Annotated in this window: 21 protein-coding genes; 8 read left to right on the top strand and 13 right to left on the bottom strand. The window is 33.4% G+C overall.

What is annotated here, in order from left to right:
- Nucleotides 1-64: 64 nt before the first annotated feature.
- Both ASE21_RS08940 and ASE21_RS08935 read right to left on the bottom strand, forming a co-directional pair.
- Nucleotides 65-700 (bottom strand): response regulator, encoded by a 636-nt coding sequence (locus ASE21_RS08940; protein ID WP_057122243.1) that lies wholly within the window; start codon nt 698-700, stop codon nt 65-67.
- A complete protein-coding gene (locus ASE21_RS08935) occupies nt 693-2,705 on the bottom strand; it encodes a sensor histidine kinase (RefSeq protein WP_057122242.1) in 2,013 nt (670 codons plus the stop codon). The genes ASE21_RS08940 and ASE21_RS08935 overlap by 8 nt, the downstream gene beginning before the upstream one ends.
- Before the next feature lie 167 nt (nt 2,706-2,872).
- Between ASE21_RS08935 and ASE21_RS08930 the strand changes: the two genes are divergently transcribed.
- Nucleotides 2,873-3,271 carry a hypothetical protein gene (locus tag ASE21_RS08930; RefSeq protein ID WP_057122241.1) on the top strand — a complete coding sequence of 133 codons (399 nt, stop codon included), beginning with the start codon at nt 2,873-2,875 and terminating at the stop codon, nt 3,269-3,271.
- Nucleotides 3,272-3,353: 82 nt separating this feature from the next.
- On the opposite strand, the gene ASE21_RS08925 is transcribed toward ASE21_RS08930, so the two are convergent.
- The 4 genes from ASE21_RS08925 to leuS all read right to left on the bottom strand — a co-directional run bounded on the left by ASE21_RS08925 (nt 3,354) and on the right by leuS (nt 8,670).
- Nucleotides 3,354-3,950, bottom strand: a complete 597-nt coding sequence (locus tag ASE21_RS08925) for a hypothetical protein (protein ID WP_057122240.1) — start codon at nt 3,948-3,950, stop codon at nt 3,354-3,356.
- Nucleotides 3,937-4,410 (bottom strand): RNA polymerase sigma factor, encoded by a 474-nt coding sequence (locus ASE21_RS08920; RefSeq protein WP_057122239.1) that lies wholly within the window; start codon nt 4,408-4,410, stop codon nt 3,937-3,939. Before ASE21_RS08920 ends, ASE21_RS08925 begins: the two co-directional genes overlap by 14 nt.
- Before the next feature lies 1 nt (nt 4,411).
- On the bottom strand, nt 4,412-5,260 hold the full coding sequence (locus ASE21_RS08915) for an alpha/beta fold hydrolase (RefSeq protein ID WP_057122238.1): 849 nt from the start codon (nt 5,258-5,260) through the stop codon (nt 4,412-4,414).
- Between the two features lie 545 nt (nt 5,261-5,805).
- Nucleotides 5,806-8,670 (bottom strand): leucine--tRNA ligase, encoded by a 2,865-nt coding sequence (leuS, locus tag ASE21_RS08910; protein ID WP_057122237.1) that lies wholly within the window; start codon nt 8,668-8,670, stop codon nt 5,806-5,808.
- A gap of 425 nt (nt 8,671-9,095) precedes the next feature.
- Between leuS and ASE21_RS08905 the strand changes: the two genes are divergently transcribed.
- The 4 genes from ASE21_RS08905 to truB all read left to right on the top strand — a co-directional run bounded on the left by ASE21_RS08905 (nt 9,096) and on the right by truB (nt 11,874).
- A complete protein-coding gene (locus ASE21_RS08905; RefSeq protein WP_057122236.1) occupies nt 9,096-9,971 on the top strand; it encodes a cell division protein FtsX in 876 nt (291 codons plus the stop codon).
- Between the two features lie 67 nt (nt 9,972-10,038).
- On the top strand, nt 10,039-10,290 hold the full coding sequence (locus ASE21_RS08900; protein ID WP_057122377.1) for a DUF3098 domain-containing protein: 252 nt from the start codon (nt 10,039-10,041) through the stop codon (nt 10,288-10,290).
- 94 nt (nt 10,291-10,384) lie between these two features.
- Nucleotides 10,385-11,182: an undecaprenyl-diphosphate phosphatase gene (locus tag ASE21_RS08895; protein WP_057122235.1), complete on the top strand. Its 798-nt coding sequence runs from the start codon at nt 10,385-10,387 to the stop codon at nt 11,180-11,182.
- Nucleotides 11,182-11,874 carry a tRNA pseudouridine(55) synthase TruB gene (gene truB, locus ASE21_RS08890; protein ID WP_057122234.1) on the top strand — a complete coding sequence of 231 codons (693 nt, stop codon included), beginning with the start codon at nt 11,182-11,184 and terminating at the stop codon, nt 11,872-11,874. The genes ASE21_RS08895 and truB overlap by 1 nt, the downstream gene beginning before the upstream one ends.
- Nucleotides 11,875-12,244: 370 nt before the next feature.
- Here the strand turns inward: truB and ASE21_RS08885 are convergent, their stop codons facing one another.
- Both ASE21_RS08885 and ASE21_RS08880 read right to left on the bottom strand, forming a co-directional pair.
- Nucleotides 12,245-12,862, bottom strand: a complete 618-nt coding sequence (locus ASE21_RS08885; protein ID WP_057122233.1) for a thioredoxin family protein — start codon at nt 12,860-12,862, stop codon at nt 12,245-12,247.
- A gap of 115 nt (nt 12,863-12,977) precedes the next feature.
- Nucleotides 12,978-14,201 carry a DUF4272 domain-containing protein gene (locus ASE21_RS08880; RefSeq protein WP_057122232.1) on the bottom strand — a complete coding sequence of 408 codons (1,224 nt, stop codon included), beginning with the start codon at nt 14,199-14,201 and terminating at the stop codon, nt 12,978-12,980.
- A 259-nt stretch (nt 14,202-14,460) separates the two neighbouring features.
- Between ASE21_RS08880 and pyrH the strand changes: the two genes are divergently transcribed.
- From pyrH to ASE21_RS08865, 3 genes are all read left to right on the top strand, one after another.
- Nucleotides 14,461-15,168 (top strand): UMP kinase, encoded by a 708-nt coding sequence (pyrH, locus tag ASE21_RS08875; RefSeq protein ID WP_057122376.1) that lies wholly within the window; start codon nt 14,461-14,463, stop codon nt 15,166-15,168.
- 155 nt (nt 15,169-15,323) lie between these two features.
- On the top strand, nt 15,324-15,887 hold the full coding sequence (gene frr, locus ASE21_RS08870) for a ribosome recycling factor (RefSeq protein ID WP_057122231.1): 564 nt from the start codon (nt 15,324-15,326) through the stop codon (nt 15,885-15,887).
- 118 nt (nt 15,888-16,005) lie between these two features.
- Nucleotides 16,006-18,501, top strand: coding sequence for a DUF5686 family protein (locus ASE21_RS08865; protein WP_057122230.1), 2,496 nt, complete (start codon nt 16,006-16,008; stop codon nt 18,499-18,501).
- A 195-nt stretch (nt 18,502-18,696) separates the two neighbouring features.
- On the opposite strand, the gene ASE21_RS08860 is transcribed toward ASE21_RS08865, so the two are convergent.
- The 5 genes from ASE21_RS08860 to ASE21_RS08840 all read right to left on the bottom strand — a co-directional run bounded on the left by ASE21_RS08860 (nt 18,697) and on the right by ASE21_RS08840 (nt 23,314).
- Nucleotides 18,697-20,967: a cation:proton antiporter gene (locus ASE21_RS08860; RefSeq protein WP_057122229.1), complete on the bottom strand. Its 2,271-nt coding sequence runs from the start codon at nt 20,965-20,967 to the stop codon at nt 18,697-18,699.
- Between the two features lie 113 nt (nt 20,968-21,080).
- The gene (locus ASE21_RS08855; protein WP_057122375.1) at nt 21,081-21,800 is read right to left on the bottom strand and encodes a LytR/AlgR family response regulator transcription factor; all 720 of its coding nucleotides are present in this window, start codon (nt 21,798-21,800) and stop codon (nt 21,081-21,083) included.
- Nucleotides 21,763-22,524 (bottom strand): sensor histidine kinase, encoded by a 762-nt coding sequence (locus tag ASE21_RS08850; RefSeq protein ID WP_057122228.1) that lies wholly within the window; start codon nt 22,522-22,524, stop codon nt 21,763-21,765. The genes ASE21_RS08855 and ASE21_RS08850 overlap by 38 nt, the downstream gene beginning before the upstream one ends.
- A 3-nt stretch (nt 22,525-22,527) precedes the next feature.
- A complete protein-coding gene (locus tag ASE21_RS08845) occupies nt 22,528-22,974 on the bottom strand; it encodes a hypothetical protein (RefSeq protein WP_057122227.1) in 447 nt (148 codons plus the stop codon).
- A gap of 10 nt (nt 22,975-22,984) precedes the next feature.
- Nucleotides 22,985-23,314 carry a DMT family transporter gene (locus ASE21_RS08840; RefSeq protein WP_057122226.1) on the bottom strand — a complete coding sequence of 110 codons (330 nt, stop codon included), beginning with the start codon at nt 23,312-23,314 and terminating at the stop codon, nt 22,985-22,987.
- Nucleotides 23,315-23,486: the final 172 nt, after the last annotated feature.

Here is a 23,486-nt window from a genome sequence, read left to right as displayed (position 1 = left end):
AAACAAACATCAAATTATGAACCATTTTAACAAAATGTCATTTTGACATTTATAAGACATAATTTCAATCTAAAAGATTATTCTTTAATAATAAGGTGATTAGTTCTGCTACATTTTTGGTTTTATATTTTTGCAGAATATTTCTTCTGTGTGTCTGAACCGTTAAAAAGCTCAGAAAAAGTTCATCGGCGATTTCCTGTGTTTGTTTTCCTTTTGAAAGTAAAACAGCAATATCTTTTTCTCTTCTGCTTAAACTCGGAATTGTATCTAGATCTTCAGACATTGGCTGGCTCACAATGGCTTTAACTTCATCGCTAAATACAATTTCGCCTTCGATGGCCTGATTAATACAATTTTTAAATTCATCAAACGAAGCACTTTTTAAAATATATCCGTTTCCGCCATTTTGAATAAACTGCATAACCAGACTTCGTTCTGACTGGCTGCTCATTCCAATAACTACAACCTGCGGATATTTTTGTTTAATTGCTTTACAGAGATCAATTCCGGTACTGCCCGGCAGAAAGATATCGATTAAAACTAAATCTGTTTCGTTGTTTTCGATATAATCCAAAAGAGAGATTCCAGACTGCATTTTTTCAATGATCTCGACATTTTCCAAATCTGACAGCAATCCCGAAATCCCTGAAATTACAATGGGATGATCATCGACTACTATCATTTTATATTTTTTACTCATTTTCCTGATTTTCTTTAATTACGGTTAACTCAATATAAGCTGATGTTCCCTGATTTATTTTACTGTCTATTTCTAATTTTCCGTTTAAAAATTCTACACGGTTTTTAATGTTTTTTAATCCCATTCCGTTTTTGTTTTTTACGTCCAAAACGTCAAAACCAACTCCGTTATCTTCGACTGTAATAAAAAAAACATCTTTATTTTGCGAACAGGAAACCAGAACCTGAGAAGCTTTAGCATATTTTAAAGCATTATTCAGCAGCTCCTGAATAATTCTGTAAATCATGATTTCGTCATTCTTAGACAATTTTGATTTTTTAATTAAATATTGAAATTCAATTTTAGTAACTGCATTAGAATTTGCAGCGCACAAATCTCTTAAAGCATGTTCTAAACTCAATTCCAGCAAAGTTTCGGGCATTAAATTCTGCGAAATATTCCGAAGTTCTTTAATCGATTTATCCAGCAGCGTATCAACGCCGTTAACCGTTTCGGCATTTTCTTTTTTAGCCAGATTTAGATGAATTTTTAAACTGGAAAGCATACTTCCTAATCCGTCATGTAAATCTCTGGCAATTCTTTTTCTTTCGATCTCTTCTCCCTGAATCAAAGCTTTTGAAACAGATAATTTATGCCGGTTTTCAAAAGCCTTTAATTCCTGCGTATGATTAATTTCTTTTTGAATACTCAGCTTTTTTTGGTTTTTATTGAAAACCCACAAGAACAAAACAGTAAGGAATAAAAGGAAAGACAATACTGCAAAAAGCACTGAATTAAGCCAGTTGTTATTGACCATCAACGCTGCTTTTTCATTTTGGGACTGCAGCAAAGTGATTTTTTTTTCGCTTTCGGCTTTTTTATATTTTGCTTCAAGCTCTACAATTTCAGTTTTAAACTTCGTATTGTTTAAACTGTCATTTATAATATTGTATTTATGAGAATAAAAATAAGCTTTGTCATATTCTTTTGTGGCATTATAAACCTTTGCCATTTCATTGTAGTAATTCTTTTTGTCTGCGATAATATCGGTATTTTCCAATAGATAATCCAGATTGGCTTTTGCTTTAGCATAATTTTTCAGTTTAAAAAGCACTAGATATTCGGCAAATTTTAATCGGTTTAAAGCAAGTTGATTTTGATGTTTTTTTGCCGAAACTATCCCTTTCCCATAACTTTCCAAAGCTTCTGCCGTTTTGTTCACGCTTGCATAATATAATCCTTCTGAATAATAATAGGAATCATTTAAATTCGATTCGGGATAATCTTTTAAAGTAGAAAATGCTTTATCCAGTATTTTTCCCGCATCATAAAAATGTTTTAACTCAATCAGATTTTCTGCATTAATAATATAAGTTTCCATTTTTGATTCGGCAAGCGTTGGCGTTTTTTTCATTGCCCTTTCAATATATTTTTGCGCTTCGCTTAAATATTCGCTGGCTTTTTCGCGTTCGTCTGAGTTCATAAAAATAATAGCAACTGCTTTGTACAGACCGCTTATAAGTTCATAATCACGGCTTCTTTTGGCAGTCGGAATCGCTTCATTAACTAAAATTTTCATGTATGCTTTTTCATTATTCTTTCGCTGCTGCAAAATGCCGTAATTCTGTAAAATTACAGCGCGAAGCCGGTAAGCATCTGTATTATAATATTTTTTAAGCTTTTCATTTGCTTTAAGAAGTTCTTTTTCAAAACCGTTGATATCGCCTTTTTCTAAGTAAGAAGAAGAATTATAATAAATGGCAATATCGTTTAAAAAAGGAAATCGTGTTTTAAGCCGGTTAGCCTGCGCCAAATATTCTTTTGATTTTTTGACATCCTGAACCATTAAGTACAGTTTCGATAATCTAAAACTGTAAAGGCTTTTTAAACTGTCCGACTTTGTGTTTTTGGTAATTTTTGCAATACTGTCAATATAAACAGAATCGTCGTCTAGAGAAAGAATAATCTGTGAATGTGCTGCGGCTGATAAAAATAGAAATAAGGCAAAAAAATAGATTCTCTTCATATAGTGGTATTTGTCCAAATTTATCAAATTAAAAAACTTTAAAAAAAGAATCTTTTGACTTTTACCTGAAATCAGGTAATTCAAAATGCCTTTTATCAGGTATTGATACCTTTCTAATAAGCCCGTAGCTTTGTTTCAAAGGAAAATTAATTATTAAAGAATTTATTATGAAGTCTATTTTGAAAACTTTAGCAGTTGTATTAACCCTTGCTTTTACAGTAGTTTCCTGCAGCAGTGACAATGATGACAATGGCAGCGCAGCTTCAAGAGATATTAAATATGAAGTAACAGGAAATTTTGCCGGACAACTTGATGCAACATACATCGAAAAAGGCGGCAATGCACTTAATGAAGATATTAATGCACTTCCGTGGACTAAAGAATTCACAGCTGATGCAGGCACAAACGGTGTGTCACTTAACGTAAGTGGTCTTGGCGGAACGCCGGGACAGACCATAACAGTTAAAATTTACGCAGGCGGGAATGTTGTTAAAGAATTAACTGCAACAGCAAACAATGACGGAATTATTGTAGCGGTGGTGAGCCCTTATGTTTTTCCTCTATAAATTATAAAATTTTAAAGGTTAGAGTTTAATTTTTTTGTTTTTGGATAAAGAAAAGCTTCGTAGTACTACGAAGCTTTCTTTTTTATGATTCTAATTGATGATTGACTTCTTCAAACTTTTCAATCAAACAATTTATTTTTGCCTGCTGTTTTTTAATTTGTTTCGGGCGAATGTAAAACCAGTTTAATCCCATCCAAAGTAAAGTTATTCCGTATGTTAATCCAGCGCCTAAAAATGACATTCGGCTTGCATATTCATACATGTACAGACAAATTCCAATTGTCAGCAGTATAAAATAAAAACTGAGCATTTTGGTCTGCAAAAACTGCATTTTCTTTTTAATCAAAATCAGGTTTTGCAAGTATTCGTGGTTGCTTTGTGTGGCTTCTATATTTTTGTACCGAGTCGACAACTTATTGTAAGCAAATAAATAAATTACCATGGCAAGAATGGTAAATATGATTCCAATTTTAGTCGAAATAAACTGCGGCTGATAATAAATCCATACAAAAACAATAAAGGCACTGGTTGCAAAAAGCAAAATATTCATAATCCATAAACTTCGCACTCCGGCTTTTTTAAATTTATTTAATCTTGCCAGCAAATCCTGCATGTCTGGCCGGCTTACGGATTGTTTTTTCCATAAATCTTTAAAATCTATATTTTTATCGTTGTCCATTTTCTTTAAATTTTTGAGTCAGTTTTTCTTTAATCCTGTGAATTTTCACCCGCACATTGGCTTCAGAAAGACCAACGATTTTTGCAATTTCTGCCTGCTTTACATCTTCTAATTCTAATGAAATAATGATTCGTTCTGTTTCCGGTAATTCGGCGATACATTGGTATAAAAACTGAATCTGCGGTTCAAGCGAAATTTGCTTTTCTTCAGAAAGATGAATGGGAAGTTCTGATTTTGGAAAACGCTTTTGTTTTTCAATTTGCCTCAGACAATTGTTTGATGCAATCCTGAAAATCCATGTTCCAATAGAAGATTCATTTCTAAATGTTTCCAGTTTCTGCCAGACAATTATAAAAGTTTCCTGAGCCAGATCCTGAGCTGCATCATAATCGTTCACAAAACCCATGCAAAGCCTGAAAATTCTATCCCAATAGGTTTTGTAGATATTTTCGAATTCCATTTTAAGATTTTAAAAATGTGTTTAATTGTTTCATATACCAGGCTGTGTCATCATACATTATAAAATGCAGACCTTTATCAGCATATTGAAAATCAGCAGTTTTCAATTTCCCGTATTGCCCTTCAATTGCCGGTTTTAAATTTATAAAATAAGATTCTAATAAAATCAACGCCGGACATTTTACAGCTGCTATTTTCTCTCTCAAATCGGTATTAAAGAAATCACAATACATTTGAGCAAATGTTTTTCGGTCTGATTTTACGCTCCAATCCACAACCATTTCCAGTTTTGAAACATCTGCCAAAAGTCTTGGCATAGTTTGTTTCTGCATATCATAAAACTGAGTTTCAGTCATTGCCGTCATTTGATTTACAGTTGCAGAACAATCATTGTTTTCTTTTGACTTAAAAGATGGATCTGTCAAAGCCGCTAAACAAGGGAGCGCATCGACAATAACAATTTTACCAATTAATTCCGGATAATCTGCAGCAATTGCAAGTGCCAATCCGCCGCCCATACTATGGCCTATTAAAATTGGTTTTTCGATTTTATTGTCTTTGATATAACGGGCTATTTCATTTTTCCAGTTTTCAAATGAAGGATTTGGCTGTGGTTTTGCTCCTGCAAATCCGGCCATTGTAAGTGTATAACAGGTAAAATCTTTTTCGAAACTTGCTTTAGTTTCATTCCACACTTCGCCAGAAGAAGCAAATCCGGGAATAAATACAATAGATTGTTTTCCTTTTCCTGTTTTAACAACTTCAAAAGGATATGATTTTGTTTGTGCAAAAACATTGAGACATAGTGCCGAGAATAATAACGCTATAATTAAGATGAGATACTTTTTCATTTTTAATAGTTTTAAGTTGTTAATTTAATCGGATCCGCCCTTTGGATACGTAAACTATTAAAATGTTACAGTGGTTTTTAAAATTTTAAATATTAAATTCCAAATTCCAATGTTTCCGGGTTTTTAACGCAAAGGGCGCAGAGAGTTTTTCGCAAAGTACGCTAGGTTATTTTGCTTGCAAAGACGCTAAGTCGCAAAGCTTTTTCTCCAATCTTGTCAGTCTGAGCGAAGTCGAAGACCACGCAAGAAACTCCGCAAACTAAATTGCCAATCTTTGTCGAGCTACTTGCGTGGTCTTCGACTTCGCTCAGACTGACAAGATTGGAGAAAAAGCTTTGCGTTCTTTGGCTTCTCAAATAAAAAAACTCCTCGAACTTTGCCAAAAAACCTTTGTGCCCTTTGCGTTAAAATACGAAACGTTAGACGCAATGCAGTGTGTCTCTACAGCATAAAATGGGGTTATTTTTCAGGGTAAATACAACGAAAAAAAAATCCAAACCCCAACAAATTGGAATTTGGAATTTTTAATATTTGAAATTTAAATATTAACCCACAAGGTTAATTATTTTTCCGGGAACGATAATCACTTTATTTGGCGTTCTGCCATCTAATTGTTTTTGTGTTCTTTCGTCTTTCATTACGATTTCTTCGATTTGTGCAGCGGTTAAATCCAAAGGCAATTCGATTGTAAAACGCATTTTTCCATTGAAAGAAACCGGATATTCCTTATTCGTTTCAATTAAATGTTTTTCGTCAAAAATTGGGAACGGAACTTCAGAAATAGAAGTTGTATGTCCTAACTGTGACCATAATTCTTCTGCAATATGCGGTGCATAAGGCGAAACCAAAATGGCTAACGGCTCTAAAATCGCTCTTGAATGACAATTTTGAGAAGACAATTCGTTTACACAAATCATAAACTGAGAAACCGAAGTATTGAAAGAGAAATTCTCAATATCATCCGCTACTTTTTTAATTGTTTTATGTAACGATTTTAAGTTGTCTTTTGTTGGTTCATCATTGTTTACAATTAAACCGTTATCATCAAAATACAATCTCCAAAGTTTTTTAAGGAAACCAAATACTCCCGAAATACCAGCAGTATTCCAAGGTTTTGCCTGCTCCAACGGACCTAAGAACATTTCGTACAAACGCAATGTATCGGCACCGTATTCTGCACAAATATCATCTGGTGTAACTACATTATATTTCGATTTTGACATTTTTTCAACCTCGCGGCCTACAATGTATTTTCCGTTATCGTCTAAAATAAATTCTGCATCGGCGTAATCTTCTCTCCAAGCTTTGAATTTTTCAATATCCAATTCATCAGAAGAGTTTACCATTGAAACGTCAGCGTGAATTGGCTGTACTTTCTGATCTCCTATTTTATTTTTAGAAACAAAACTATTTGTTCCTTCTACTCTATAAACAAAAGCACTAGTACCCAAAATCATTCCCTGATTAATCAGTTTTTTGAATGGTTCTTCGGTTGGGGCAAGACCTTTGTCTTTTAAGAATTTATTCCAGAAACGAGAATACAATAAATGTCCGGTTGCGTGTTCGCTTCCTCCTATATATAAATCTACATTTTGCCAGTATGCTAAAGCTTCTTTCGATGCAAATTCTTTTTCATTATGTGCATCCATATAACGCATCCAGTACCAAGAACTTCCTGCCCAGCCCGGCATTGTGTTTAATTCTAAAGGAAAAACAGAAACATTGTCAACCAGATCAGTATTAACTACTTTGTTTTGTTTTGTATCCCAAGCCCAAACTGCAGCATTTCCTAATGGCGGAAGTCCGTCTTCAGTTGGTAAATATTTTTCTACTTCCGGCAAAATAATTGGCAGATGCTGCGCATCAATCATTTTTGGAAGTCCGTTTACATAATAAACCGGGAAAGGTTCTCCCCAATAACGCTGGCGAGAAAATACGGCATCACGCAAACGGTAATTGGTTTTTCCTTTTCCTTGTCCGATTTCCTCTAATTTAGCGATGGCTTTTTTAGTTCCTTCTTTATAATTTAAACCGTTTAAGAAATCAGAGTTAGCGATTTCAACATTATCTTTTGATCCGTAAGCAGCTTCAGAAATGTCTACATTAGCAAAAATATTTCTGATTTCTTTCATTCCGTTTTGACCTTTAAAGAAATTAGCGAAAGCGTAATCTCTTTCGTCTCCGCAAGGAACCGCCATTACAGCACCTGTTCCGTAACCTGCCAAAACATAATCGCCAATCCAAACCGGAATTGGTTCTTTTGTAAACGGATGTTCTGCATAAGCCCCTGTAAATACTCCCGAAATGGTTTTCACATCTGCCATACGTTCACGCTCAGAACGTTTTGACGTTTTTTCGATATAGGCTTCAACTGCTTCTTTTTGTTCCGGAGTTGTAATTTTAGCAACCAGATCATGTTCTGGTGCCAAAGTCATAAATGTTACTCCAAAGATTGTATCAGGACGGGTTGTAAATACATCAATTACTTCCTCATGATTTTTTACATGAAAAGTAACCATTGCGCCAACTGATTTTCCAATCCAGTTTCTTTGAGATTCTTTAATAGACTCGCTCCAGTCAATATCATTTAAACCTTGAAGCAGGCGTTCGGCATAAGCAGAAATTCGCATACTCCACTGTGTCATTTTTTTTCTTATAACAGGAAAGCCTCCGCGTTCTGAAACTCCGTTTACGATTTCGTCATTTGCCAAAACTGTTCCCAGCCCCGGACACCAGTTTACTTCTGTTTCTGCTAAATAGGTTAATCTGTATTGTAAAAGGATTTTTTCTTTCTGATCATCAGAATAAGAATTCCATTCGGCAGCAGTAAAAATTGCCACATTGTCGTCGCAAACCGCTTCGACTAATTCATTTCCTTCCTCTTCAAAAACTTTTACAAGCTCTGAAATTTCAAAAGCTCTATCTTCTTTTTTGCAATACCAGGAATTAAACAATTGGATAAAAATCCATTGTGTATGTTTATAATAATCCGGATTTGAGGTGCGGACTTCACGCGCCCAGTCAAATGAAAATCCAATTTTATCTAATTGTTTTCTGTATCCGGCAATTTGTTTACCTTCCTTGTCTACTCCACCGTCAATATTTACGCGTGTTGTATCTTCCGGACGCTGTCCTGTCTGAATTGCATATTGTTCTGCCGGCAATCCGAAACTGTCGTAACCCATTGGGTGTAAAACATTGAAACCCTGATGTCTTTTGAAACGAGAATATACATCTGATGCTATATAACCCAGAGGATGCCCCACATGCAATCCTGCTCCTGATGGATAAGGAAACATATCGAGAACATAATGTTTAGGTTTTTCAGAGTTATTTTTTGCTGCAAAAGTTTGATTTTCTGCCCAATATTTTTGCCATTTGGCGTCAATTTCGTTTGGATTGTATTTCATTTCTTTTTTTGAGTTGCTAAGTTACTGAGTAACTAAGGTTCTAAGTTTTAAGGCGCAAATTTACATTTATTGCGGATTGTAGCAAAGCTATTTCATTGACAAACAAATAAAATAACAATTTACGTATTTAATATTAAGTAAAAACACTTATTACAGCCGTTAAAAATACTTATTTATAACTTGTAATTAATAAAAAAACTGGGTGAACGAATATTAAAATACATCACACTGGTTTACAAAGTTTTTATTAATAAGCTTTGAAAAGTTTGCGTTATAATAATCAGAAATTAAAAAACTTAGCGTGCTTTGCGGTTAAACATTCTTTTTATTCAATATCTAATTGTACATTTATAGTATAAAAGTTCGTTAATAACTTTAAATAAAGAAATTCTTTATTTATTTTTACCACATAATTTAAGCAGACTATGAGTTCTAACTTTGATAAATTTCAAAAACGCAGGTTAATTTCCTCTTATTTTTCGGTAGTATTAAGTGTATTCTTGGTTTTATTCCTTTTGGGAGTACTGGGATTATTCATTATTAATTCTAAAAAACTGGCAAACGATTTTAAAGAAAAGATCGCCATGACGGTTTTCTTCAAAAATGAAGCAAATGACAGCGTTATCAAAGCTTTTAATACACAATTAAAAAGAGCTCCTTTTGCAAAATCGTATGCTTATGTTTCTAAAGAAAAAGCGGCAAAAGAGCATACTGATATTATTGGAGAAGATTTCCTGACATTTTTAGGAGAAAATCCATTGTTGAATTCATACGACATTCACTTAAAAGCAGATTATGTTGAAAGAGACAGTATCTCTAAAATAGAAAGCGGATTACGTCAGAATACCATGATTGAAGACATTGTTTACGACAAACAATTAGTAAATCTGGTAAATGATAACATCAAAAAAGTAAGTATGTGGATTTTAATCATCAGCGGTTTCCTCACTGTAATTGCTGTTTTATTAATCAATAGTTCTTTGCGTTTATCGATTCACTCCAACCGATTTATTATTAAAACCATGCAGATGGTTGGCGCGACAAAATCTTTTATCCGTAAACCTTTTGTAACGCGCAGTGTAAAATTAGGAATGCTTGGTGCTTTATTGGCTATCATAGCTTTAGTTGCACTATTATTCTATGTAGAAACTAATTTCCCTGGTTTAGGAATCCTGGAAGACAAAGCATTAATAGGATTGGTTTTATTGGCCGTTTTCGGATTAGGTGTTTTAATTACATGGGTAAGCACGCACTTTGCAACACAACGTTTTCTGAATTTAAGAACTGACGATCTTTATTAATTTTCAGATTACAGAATTTATATTTAAAATGCCTGACTTTGATCAGACCTATAATAAAAGAATAAAAATGAAAAACAACAATAAAGAAGAGCAGCAGCAAAAACAGGAATTCCTTTTTGATGGTATCAATTACAAAATTTTATTAATTGGAATCGCTGTAATTGCATTAGGATTTGTTCTAATGTCTGGTGGTGGAAGTGATAATCCGAATGTTTTTAATGAAGATGTTTTTAGTTTTAGACGTATTCGATTAGCTCCAACAACTGTATTAATTGGTTTTGGAATCACAATTTATTCTATTTTCAAAAAATCTAAATAGACTTGCTTATACATCTTAGAAATTTAGATTATCAGATAATCTTCTAAAATCTAAGAAGTCCAAAATCTAAGAAGTCTAAAAATCTAATTTTTAAATGAACACATTACAAGCTATTGTTCTTGCCATTATTGAAGGAATTACAGAATTCTTACCTGTTTCTTCAACAGGGCACATGATTATTGCCTCTTCATTTTTTGGAATCGCACACGAAGATTTCACTAAACTTTTTACCATTGTTATTCAACTTGGCGCGATACTTTCGGTAGTTGTTTTATACTTTAAACGTTTCTTTCAGACTTTCGATTTTTATTTTAAACTTTTAGTTGCTTTTATTCCTGCCGTAGTTTTAGGGTTATTGCTGAGTGATTTTATAGATGGTTTATTAGAAAATCCCGTTACAGTAGCTGTTTCACTTTTAATCGGGGGAATAATTTTATTAAAAGTGGATGACTGGTTCAACAATCCAAATGCTGCAGAAACGTCACAAGAAATTACTTATCTGCAAGCTCTTAAAATTGGATTATTTCAGTGTATCGCTATGATTCCGGGAGTTTCGCGAAGCGGAGCCAGTATTGTAGGCGGAATGTCTCAAAAATTATCCAGAACAACTGCTGCTGAATTTTCTTTTTTTCTAGCTGTTCCAACGATGTTGGGCGCAACTGCAAAAAAATGTTACGATTATTATAAAGCCGGGTTTGATTTATCTCACGATCAAATCAATATTTTAATTATTGGAAATATCGTGGCGTTTATCGTAGCGCTTTTGGCAATTAAAACTTTTATTGGATTTTTGACTAAAAACGGATTTAAAGTTTTTGGATATTACAGAATCCTTGCCGGAATCATTCTATTACTGATTCACTTTTTCATTCACCCGCTTACCATCATATAATGACACCCGAAGAATATTTAAACGGACAAGTTTTACTGATAGACAAACCTTTAAAATGGAGTTCGTTTCAGGCAGTCAATAAATTAAAATACCTTTTAATTAACAAAGTCGGACTTCCTAAAAAGTTTAAAATTGGCCATGCCGGAACGTTAGATCCTTTGGCATCAGGCCTTTTATTGATCTGTACCGGAAAATTCACAAAAAGAATCTCTGAACTTCAGGGTCAGGCAAAGGAATATACAGGAACTTTTTATATCGGTGCCACTACTCCATCTTATGATTTAGAGACCGAAATTGATCAGACTTTCCCAACAGGGCATATCGACGAAGCTTTAATTCACGAAACGGTAAAACAGTTTTTAGGTGAAATTGATCAAAAACCGCCTATTTTTTCTGCCATTAAAAAAGATGGCGTTCGTTTGTATGAACATGCGCGTGCCGGAGAAACGATTGAAATTGAAAGCAGAAAAACTACGATTCACGAATTTGAAATTACAAGAATAGAATTGCCAGAAATAGATTTCAGAGTGGTTTGCAGTAAAGGAACTTACATTCGTTCTCTTGCTTATGATTTTGGAAAAGCCATGAATTCTGGTTCGCATTTAACCGTTTTACGCCGAACAAAAATTGGCGAGTATGATGTAAAAAATGCGATTGATATTACTTTGTTTGAAGAAAGCCTTTCTTTGTAAAAACAAGAAGCACATTACAGCTGTAAAATTGTAATGTGCCTACTCCTAAAATAATGTTACACCATATTTGTTTTCTACAAATTAATAATGCGGAACATTTCTTTGTCTTCCAAATAAGTATCTGGAAAAAGAATCATAAAACCTTTCGAATAACTTTTTCATAATAGTGCATTTTTTAATTAATATTAAATAGACACCAATAAAAAGAGTAAATCAAAAAATATACAATAGAAGTGGGATTAGTTATAGCAAGATACAAAAAATTGTATTACAAATAGTGTTTTTAAAAAATTTTAAAAAAATTATAACATTTACTATCAACACTTTACCAACAAAGGGTTTCAGACAATTATTACAAAAACGCTAACAATTAAAGTCGGTTATATTTAATTTTTTCCATAATTTCAACCAGTTCTTCCTGCACAGAAATTCCTTTATCTGCCAGATACCACAATTGTAAATCTGTTTTTATTTTTTCATCAATAGGACCTACTTCCCTTTTATGTTTAGCCATTAATTCTGATGCACCTTTTGGCCTTGGTCCCCAATCTGTACGAACAATTCCCGCTTCTTTACAAATTACAATTACTTTTGGGATTGCTCTTCCTCCGTTTGTTAAATATTGATTCATTAATTCATCATTTTGATCACGAAGTACAATTCTCAGATCGACTTTTTTATCAGATGCGAGAGCCATTTTATTTAAAATTGGAAGAATCTGCGCTGCATCGCCGCACCAGCCTTCAGAAATTACCAGCCAGATATAGTGATTGTCTAAATGCCGTAGTTTTGAAATAACATCTTCAGGAATTGTAACGGTCTTTTCCAGTCGGTTCATTCTGGCTTCATTCAACTTAGTATAATTTGTCAAACTTTCAGACTGTTCGCTTCCAGTTGATTTTCCTTCAGACAATAAATCGGTAACTAATTTTCGATATTCAACATAAGAATAGCTGTTGAACAATGCTTTGGCCACTGTGCTTTTCATATAAGTTTATTTTGCTGACTATAAAATTACAAAAATTAGAAAGACGGAAGAATGACTTATGTCATAATTAAAACAATCGGTGAGACAAAAATTTCTTCCTTTCAATTTAAAAATCCTAGGTATCACAAGTAACGTCATCCCATTCTGCTTCGTTGTAATTTATAAGCCAGTTCAATGCATAATGACGTTCATAAACCACACCGGGATGAACTGCTGTCATATCCGTTCCATTTATTCTGGCATCAACACAAGCCCAGTCTAATCTATAATATAAGTCATTGAGAGCCAATATTTCCAATTTATTTCTTGTCTCCGTAATTGAATTAATAAAATCATTCGGATCTTTTTCCGGACTTACCGGATAATCTTCATCAGCAATATCATTTAAACTGCATAATTCATCCGGGAATCCTAAATCGCCTACTTTATTTAGTGCCCACATCAATACCCAGATACATTCACATTTCCAGGATTCATGGCTTTTTCTCTGCTCTGTCGGATTTGCAAAAAAGTCTTTTTCATCTGGTGTAACCAAATCCCATAAATTGTATTTTTTTAAATAGTCACCGGCTTCTTCTCCGGAAAGATTATTAAAAGCAACTAAGTTAGTCATCGCCAGTACAGTAACACGCTCTGCAATTTCTTTTGCCGTTCTGATTACAACTTCATCTTCAGATTCTATGTAAGGCAAATGTTTATTGATTTTGATACTTTTTTCTTCAAGAATTTTCTCACTGTTTGCTTTCCATTCTTTTTGCTGATCGGTTATTGAGGTCTGATCTTTGTCATAATAAGCACTGTTAATTTTTACATCCAGAGTTTCAATTCCGCAGGCTCCATTATTATCAATTATCAAATCAAGATTTTTATTTAAAAAATGCTGGCCATCAGATTTACTAATGCTTGTATCGGGCTGTGCAAAAAGAACCGCATCAAAATTCTGGGCCAGTTCATAAATCAGTTCTTTTAAGTCTTTTGTTTTTCCTTTTTCCTGAATAATAGAAAATTCGCTGTTCAGCGTTTGGATTTTGTGCAAAAACAATTCTTTTACTTTTTCATTTTCAGAAGGCAGGGAAGCAGCGTATCCTGACAATCCTCTAAGGTTTGCGGTTAAAGGACTGTCGTCGGTTTCCGGAATTTGATAAGACGGCTCATTTCTTTGTCGGTAAGTAATGGTCAGTTTGTTTGCAGAACCAAACAAGCCGTCTTTAGTTTCCATTTCTGCAATTTGAGATCCGTCTTCATCGTAGATTTTAAAATCTGCTTTCGGATATTTACTTTTTAGTTTGTTGACTATTTTATCAAAACCAATTTCATGAGAATAAAATGTGCAAATCATATGCTTTTTAAATTTTAAATTCTTTTGTTTAAAAGTATATATTTTCAGGCAAATCTGACGTTTGAACTTAAAGTTATTATTAATTCAGCTTTTACAGATAATGATTTTAAGATTAAATATTTTTAAAATCAAAAATAAAATAAATTCTTACAAATTAAATATCCCGAATTCAAATCAAATTGAAAATTATTTTTTTGTAAACACTATTTCTAAAAATCAGAATATGTCTATATTTGCACAAATTAACGCAACACGAAATATGAAATATAAAAGAATTCTTCTAAAACTTAGCGGTGAGGCCTTAATGGGTGATTTACAATACGGAATTGACCCTAAAAGATTAGCCGAATATGCTGATGAAATTAAGCAGATTCATGCAAAAGGAGTAGAAATTGCAATCGTTATTGGAGGAGGAAATATTTTTAGGGGCGTTGCCGGAGCAAGCGCAGGTATGGACAGGGTTCAGGGTGATTACATGGGAATGCTTGCTACTGTTATTAACGGAATGGCTTTGCAGGGCGCACTTGAAGACAAAGGAATGAAAACGCGTCTGCAGACTGCCTTAAAAATGGAATCTATCGCAGAACCATATATTAAAAGAAGAGCTGACCGCCACTTAGAAAAAGGAAGAATTGTAATTTTTGGTGCAGGAACCGGAAATCCATATTTTACAACAGATACTGCAGCAGTTTTAAGAGGAATCGAAATTAATGCAGATGTTATCTTAAAAGGAACAAGAGTAGATGGTGTTTATGATTCTGATCCTGAAAAAAATGCTTCGGCTGTAAAATTCGATTTTATTTCTTTTGATGATGTAATCAAAAAAGGATTAAACGTAATGGATACAACAGCTTTTACTTTAAGCCAGGAAAATAAATTACCAATTGTTGTTTTTGATATGAACAAAATTGGAAATCTTTTAAAAATCTGCGAAGGAGAAAACATCGGAACTGTAGTAAATATCTAGACTGCTTAGATTGTTGGATTTTTTAGAAGATAAGATTTTCTAAATGTTGACAATCATTAAAGCATCTTAAAATTAAATTATATTAGTTAGCAAATTAGAAGATTTTTTAAAGTCTAAAAATCTAATCTTCTAAAAAATCTAAAAACCTAAACAAAATGACTGAAGAAATCGATTTTATATTAGAAAGTACTGAAGAATCAATGAATGGTTCGATTGCACACTTAGAAAAAGAATTTCTAAACATTCGTGCAGGAAAAGCTTCTCCGGCAATGCTTGGAGGTGTTTTTGTTGATTATTATGGTGCCGCAACACCTCTTTCTCAAGTGTCAAAAATCAGCGTTCCTGATGCAAGAACAATTACCTTGCAGCCTTTTGAAAAAAATATGTTACAAGCCATTGAAAAAGCAATTTTAGTTGCTAATATTGGTTTTAACCCAATGAACAATGGAGATGTTATCATCATCAGTGTTCCACCATTGACAGAAGAACGCCGTCGTGATTTGGCAAAACAGGCAAAAGCTGAGGCAGAAGATGCAAAAATTGGAATTCGTAATGTTCGAAAAGATGCGAATACTGACATTAAAAAATTAGAAAAAGAAGGAACTTCAGAAGACATCTGTAAATCTGCAGAAGAAGAAGTTCAAAACTTAACCAATACTTTTATCAAAAAAATTGATGAATTATTAGCTGCAAAAGAAGCTGAAATCATGAAGGTATAAGTATTTGATACTGAAATTCAAAAATCCGTCTGGTAAAATTATCAGACGGATTTTTTTTATTCTTATTTTTGCATACCAAAATCAAATTCTTTCCGTTTTTGAATCTATATAATTCTCTATGAGGCTATTTTGTTTATTGACTTTATTTTTCACGCTAACTATTCAGGCGCAATTTCAAATAAGCGGAATTGTAACCGATTCAAACAACAATCCACTGCCCTTTGCAACGATTACCACTTCAGATGCCAGCAATACAATAACTGATGTTGACGGAAAATTCATTTTTAAAACCGCTGCAGAGTCAGGAATTTTTACTGTGTCTTATATTGGTTTTCAGACAAAAACGATTTCTTTGCTGCCAAAAAAGAAATTTTATTCGGTTTCATTAGCGCAAAAAACCGATGATTTGAATGAAGTTATTGTTTCGAATGAAAATCCGGCTTTAACCATTATCAAAAAAGTTATTGCCAATAAAAACAACAACAATCCGCAGAAAAAATTAAGGAGTTTTGAATACAAAACGTATAATAAACTTATTGTAACTGCAAATCCTGATTCTATCGACGGAAGAATTGATTCCTCTGCCGTATACAAGGATTTTAATAAAAAGAAAATCAACATCGATTCCTCTGATTACAAATTCAAGGAAATCATCAGTAAACAGCATTTATTTCAAACGGAAAAAGTATCGCAATATCAATTCGGAAATAATAAACTTAAAGAAACAGTTCTCGGAACGAAAATAGCCGGATTCAAAAACCCAATCTACGAAGTCATTGCTTTTAATCTGCAGTCAATATCCATTTATGACAATAAATACGAGCTGTTTGAAACTAAATATGAAAACCCTATTTCGAATACTGCTCCGGCAACATACAATTATAAATTACTGGATACTGTAAATATAAAAGGACGGGAAACTTTTATGATTTACTTTAAAAACAAACACAAAAGAAAAACATCCGGTTTAGAAGGTGTTTTGTATATCGATTCACAAAATTTTGCGATTGCAAAAGCAGTGATGCGTATAAAAGGTGTTTTGGATATCAGCGGTATTCACGAATTTGATTACGTGCCGAATGAAAAAGTATGGTTTCAAAGCAATACGACTTTTAAAATTGTAAAAGGCAAAAATGACGACGACATTAAGATTCTGGGCGGAACCATTCAGTTTGACGGAGATGTTGAAGAGAATTTTGAACCAAGAAAAAAAGCCGCTTCAGATTTTACGTACCTGCTTTCTGAAAGTAATAATTTCGACATTCATTATAATACCGAAACTCCAATAAAAAATCCATCGCTTTATATTGAAATTAAAGCCGATGCAAGCAAAAAACCAGAGGAATTCTGGAATCAGTACCGAAAAGAAGCATTAGACCAAAAAAGCCAGAAAACATATCAATTATTAGATAGTTTATCGATTAACAGAAGAATCGAAAAACGTTTGGGTCTTGGCAGAAAAATCATTAACGGTTATCTTCCTATTGGTCCTGTTGATCTCGATTTGAAAAAAATAATCAGTTACAACAATTACGAAGGTTTTCGCTTAGGTCTTGGCGGTGTAACAAATGATAAATTTTCTAAAGATTTCAGGATCGAAGGATATACAGCTTACGGAACAAAAGATGGTGTTGTAAAATACAATTTAGGTGCCGGTGTATTACTGGACACCAACACCAACACATGGATAAACGGATCGTATACAGATGATGTAAGGGAAATTGCGAGTACCGTATTTGCCGTTGACAAACGTGTCTTTAAAATTTATGATCCGCGTCCCATTAACATTAGCACATTTTATCATTACACAAGCTGGAAAGGAAATATACAAACGAAAATTATTCCGAAAACAGAAGCTGTTCTAGAACTCGCAAGAACGTATGTTGAACCAAAGTTTGATTATCTTTTTAATTACAACGGGCAGCTGTACTCGAGTTATATTATGACAACGGCAATGGTTTCTATTGTCTGGGCGCCATTTAGTGAATTTATGCAAACGCCGACCGGAAGAACCGAATCTGATAAAAAATTTCCAAGATTTACTTTTCAATATACACAGTCTTTGCCAAATGTACTGGACAACGATTTTAATTTCGGAAAAATAGATTTTAAAACCGAATATGAGAAGAAATACCTGAATGGACAAAAAACAAGTCTGCTTTTGCAGGGAGGTTATGCAATGGGAGATGTTCCGTTAACGCATTTGTACAATACAATGCCAAATAACCTTACCAAAGAAACCGTGATACAACGTATTACTTTTGCCGGAAGAAACAGTTTTGAAACAATGTTTTTTAATGAATTTTTCTCCAGCGAATATATTTTCTTTCAGGCTAAACATGGTTTTGACCGAATCAAAATTTTGAAAAAAGTCAGACCTTCGCTGGTTTTAGTAACCAGAATGGCTTGGGGAAATATGGAAAAACCGGAACAGCATGTTGGCCCGGCTTACAAAACACTTGATAAAGGTTTTTTTGAATCGGGAATTGAGCTGAATAAAATCTACAAAGGTTTTGGTCTAGGCGGATTTTATCGTTACGGACCAAATCAACTACTGAAATTTGAAGATAATATTGCCGTTAAGATTTCTTATGTACTTGATTTGGGACTTTAAAATTTTAAATTCCAAGTTTTAGAAATTCCAAATTCCAAGGTTGTTTATGAGTAAAATCTTTGTCAAAGTTTAAAGCTTTGAGAAGATCGATATACGAAATTTCAAAACACATCAATAAAAATATTAAAATAAAAAATTCCAAATTCCAAAATAAATTGGAATTTGGAATTTCTAAAAATTGGAATTTCTAAAATTTTATGGTTTCAAAATCAACACTGAAGGTGTATTATTCAGCCATGTACTTTGAGATTCTATTAGTTTTTTCCAGCTGTCTAAACTTATAATCATTAAGTTCTGGCCGTCTAAAAATTCTTTTTTAATGGTTCTGTCATGCATAATCATGATATGATTTGGAGCAATTTGTTCGATAGAACGAATAGTTTCCTGAATTTCGCGGGTATTTTTTACTTCTCCGCTGGCATCCAAAACGGTAATCTGAGAGCCGTTATTGTTAATTAATTTTTTAGCATAATCAATTAAAAAAGCATCTTCTTTGCTAAAAACCGGCATAAAAACCTGATCTACTTCTTCAAGATCTTTATCTATAAAAATTCCAACCGGCATTTTGCTTTTGGTAATAATATGACGTGTTCTTTCGTCAAAAGGAGAGTTTTCAAACAAGCCTTCTTTTCCGGTAAACTTGTCAATCAAACGATCAGGATTTACAATTCGGGTAGTAAAACCAAGAATTTTTCCGAGTAACGTTCCGTCAAAAATCGATTGTCCCAGCCCTACTAACAATAAGTCGTATTCGCCTTGATTTGCAGCATCAATAATATCGGTGTCAATATCATTAGAAACTTTAAACAAACTTATCATATTTTGATTCAAACGGTTAGATTCTTCGATAACCGGAAAAAGCATTTTACGTTCATGGTCTTTTACATCAAATGAATGTATTTCTGTACTTAATGATAAATGCATTGCGGTTACAATTGAATTATCCGGCTGTTTTTTTACGAGACTGTTAGCAATTTTTAAAAGCTTCTTTCCTCTTTCAGGAGTTCCAAATGAAAGAAGAATTTTGTATTTGCTCTTATTTCCAATTTCCTGTGGTATTGCTGTGATTTTATCTTTAAAAATAAATCCGATAAAATCCAGGGCCGGACCTGTCATAAAAGTGGTAAGCAAGGCCATAATTACCATCATGGTAAAAATTTCTGTAGACAAAACACCAAGATCGTAACCAATATTTAAAACAACAAGTTCCATTAAACCTCTTGTGTTCATTAAAGCTCCGATCGCCAAACTGTCTTTCCAGCTCTGCCCGACGAATTTTGCGGCTAAGGCACTTCCAAAGAATTTCCCCACTACTGCAACGGCAATAATTAATCCTGTAATTTTCCATAATTGAGGATCGTTTAACAAACCTATCTGCGTACGTAATCCTGTAAAAACAAAAAATAACGGCAATAATACGATTATCGATACGTCTTCAACTTTTTCAATAAATATGTTTCTGAATTTATTGTTTTCAGGCATAATGGCGCCTGCTAAGAAAGCTCCAAATAAAGCGTGGATTCCAATTAACTCTGCAGCATAAGCAGAAAATAAAAGTGTTAAAAAGAAAATAGCAACAACCGGTTTGTTTAAACTTTCACGCGTTGAATTTAAATCTCCGACACGTTTTAGAAACGGACGAACAATTTTCAGCATAATGATCACATATAAAATCGCTAAACCAATTACGTATAATGAACTGGAAAGTGAACCTGCTTTTACAATTGCAATTACAACGGCAAGAATACACCAGGCTGTAATATCATCTGCGGCGGCGCAGGTAATGGCAATTGTTCCGAGTTTTGTTTTCTGCATTCCTCGTTCCTGAACAATCCTGGCCAAAACCGGAAAAGCAGTAATACTCATGGCAATTCCCATAAACAATCCGAAAGAAGAGAATTCAACTCCAATAGGTGCAAAAGTCTGGTAGATAAAATAAGCAAGCGTTAATCCTAATGCAAACGGAATAACAATACTGGCATGGCTGATCACGACTGCATCGTGCGCTTTGTTTTTAAGCACTTTTAAATCCAGCTCCATACCAATAACAAACATGAAAAGGATTAAACCAATCTGGCTTAAAAACTGCAGGTTTCCTAAAGATTCTTTTGGAAATAAAGCGGCAGAAAATTCAGGAAAATACATACCCACCAAAGACGGCCCTAAAACAATACCTGCAATCATTTCTCCAATTACAGATGGCTGTCCTATTTTTCTGAAAAACCATCCAAATAAACGCGCCACTAAAATAATAGTAACGATTTGAGCCAGTAAAATTGCCAGTGGATGCTGTAAGTTCTCTACCATTGAATGCAGAAAATCATTCCAATGATTGCTTTCAATATTTTTCTTAACGATATGTCTTCCAGCCTCAAGTGAAGCGCCTATTGAAATTATCCAATAAATGAGGGCGGTAAATCCTCCAATAATGGTAACGTAGAATAAAGAGTTTTTAATGTTATTCATCACTCGTTCTTTTAATTTATTGCAGCAAATATCAGAAGTGAGTTCGAAGTGAAAAAACAAATTCCGCGCTAATTTTCAATGTATGTAATAAGGCTGAAAAACTTTGTAATAAGTTATAATTTTACCTTTTTCAAAAAATCAAATCGATAGGTTTCGCTCAAAATTAAGGTTGTATTTTTATTGTTTTCCTCCAAATGATGCAAAACAATTTCGTTGTGATTAAAGAATTTTATTGCTTTAACGGCAATGATTTCTTTTTTGTTGATTCGGCAGAAATCAGCTTCGGGCAATTCATTTAATAAAGTATCGAATTTAACATTTTTTAAATTCATAAAACTTCCGTCAGTCAATAAAACAGTTTTATCGCGACTGTCGCTTACAGCCGTTTTTATATATTGAATCTGATTAAAATACAGCAGTGTTTTGCCTTTATCAGTATTAAGCTGAATGAATTTTTTGGCCCTGTCCGGTTTTTCAAAACGCTCTAAAGCTTTTGAAACTGCTTTTTGCAGACGTTCCAGTTTTACCGGTTTTGTAATGTAATCAACTGCGTCGATATTAAAAGCATCGGCGGCATAATCTTTATAAGCGGTACAAAAAATCACTAATTTATCGCTGAGCATCTCAGCCAGATGAAGTCCGTCCATTCCGGGCATTTCGATATCTGAAATTAATAAATCAAATTCGAGTTCGGGAATATCAGACAAGAGTTTCTGCGGATTATTAAAAGTTTTTACGATTTCCAATTCCGGAATTTGTTCGCAAAGCATTTTCAGGTATGTTAATCCAGGAAGTTCATCGTCCAGAAGCAAGCATTTCAGTTTTGTATTCAAGTAAATCAATTTTTAGATGGGCAATATAAACATCGTTTTCTACAAATTTCTCGAGTTTAAAATTATTCTTGTAAATAATCCGCAGGCGATGCTCCAGAGTTGCATGTCCAAAACCGCTTCGCTCTTTTTTGAGCACTTTTTTATCTGAGATCTTGTTGGAAACGGTCATAAAAAAAGCATTGTCCCTGAACTCAAAAACTACGGAAATAAAAGCATCGGCACTTTGAAGATCGGCATGTTTAAATGCATTTTCAATTAAATCTATCGAAATCAAAGGTGCCAATAAAGGCTGATCGTACAGTTTATCTTCTTCATTGATATTTGTTTTGATCTTCAGTTCAAAAAGCGGACTGATTTTAATTTTATTAATTTCGATTAAATTCAGCGCAAAATTGATTTCTTCTTTTGCCGTGACAAATTTCTTTTTGCTTTCGTATAAAATATAATCCAGTACGTTGGCCAGTTTATCCAATGCAAAATAGGTTTGATAAGCGTGCGACTGAATCGAATTTAAAATATTCTTAAACAAATGGGGGTTCAGTTTTGACTCTAAATTTTCCAGCTGTAAGTCATTTACTTTTGCTTCGAGCGCATAAAAACTCTTTTCAGCATCTTCTTTTGCTTTATTTGTCTGCATTAATTGATAAATCATAAAACAAATTATGACAATTAAGAGTAAAAGAATAGCTAAAAAAATAAAAGTTGTGGTATTGTTTTCCTGCATTGGTTAAGATTCTAGCGTTGTTTTAAATAAAACTTTATAATAAATTATATTTCCTATTGTCAATATTAATATACTTAATACCCATAAATAATAACCTAATTCCAAAGAAACAATCTCAGCCATAGAACCACTTTCTGCTCCTAAGATCTCTTCCCAAAAAGAAAAAGATATTGCTAAACAAGATGCAATTAAACTTAACAATACTGCATTTTTATTGTTTTTAATAAAATAAATAATTACAAAAAGACATAAAGGGTTTGCCATCCAAATAATTTGCTCTAGTAATCCTCCACCCAAAAGAGCAGTGCTTCCCATAAAAAAATATTCAAGAGAAGAAACTACTCTTATTTTACCTCCAAAATTTATAGTTACTGCATTTTGGGATAATGAAATTCCAAAAATTAACAGGCTTAAAGTAATTGTTGAAATTCTTATTTGTTTAAAATTCATAAATACGTTTTTAATGACTAGAAACAAATTTCAACCCAATAATAGAAGCAATTAATGTTGTCAGAAAAAATATTCTCCAGAAAGCGGCCGGTTCTTTAAAAATAAAAATTCCCACTAAAACGGTTCCAACTGCTCCAATTCCTGTCCAAACGGCATAAGCGGTTCCAATTGGCAAAACCTGCGTTGCTTTATACAATAAAATCATACTGATCGAAAGACATACAAAAAAACCAGCCATCCAATACGTTGATGTGATTCCTGTTGTTTCCTTTGCTTTTCCAAGACATGATGCAAATCCAACTTCAAATAGTCCGGCAATAATCAATAAAATCCAGTTCATTTTCTTTTCATTTTAAATTAATTGCAAATATGAGAAAACCTTGCGATTAAACACTAAAAAGAAAGAAAATTATCACAAATTAAAAAGCTTTCATTTGTGTTAACATTAAGTAAAATACAATCGATTGTTTATGATTTTGAGCAGTTTTCACTACATTTGCAACCATTTTTAA

It is taken from the genome of Flavobacterium sp. Root901 (assembly GCF_001429765.1).
GTDB lineage: Bacteria > Bacteroidota > Bacteroidia > Flavobacteriales > Flavobacteriaceae > Flavobacterium.
Note: the sequence above shows the minus strand (reverse complement) of the source record. Positions and strands in the feature narration are given on the sequence as shown.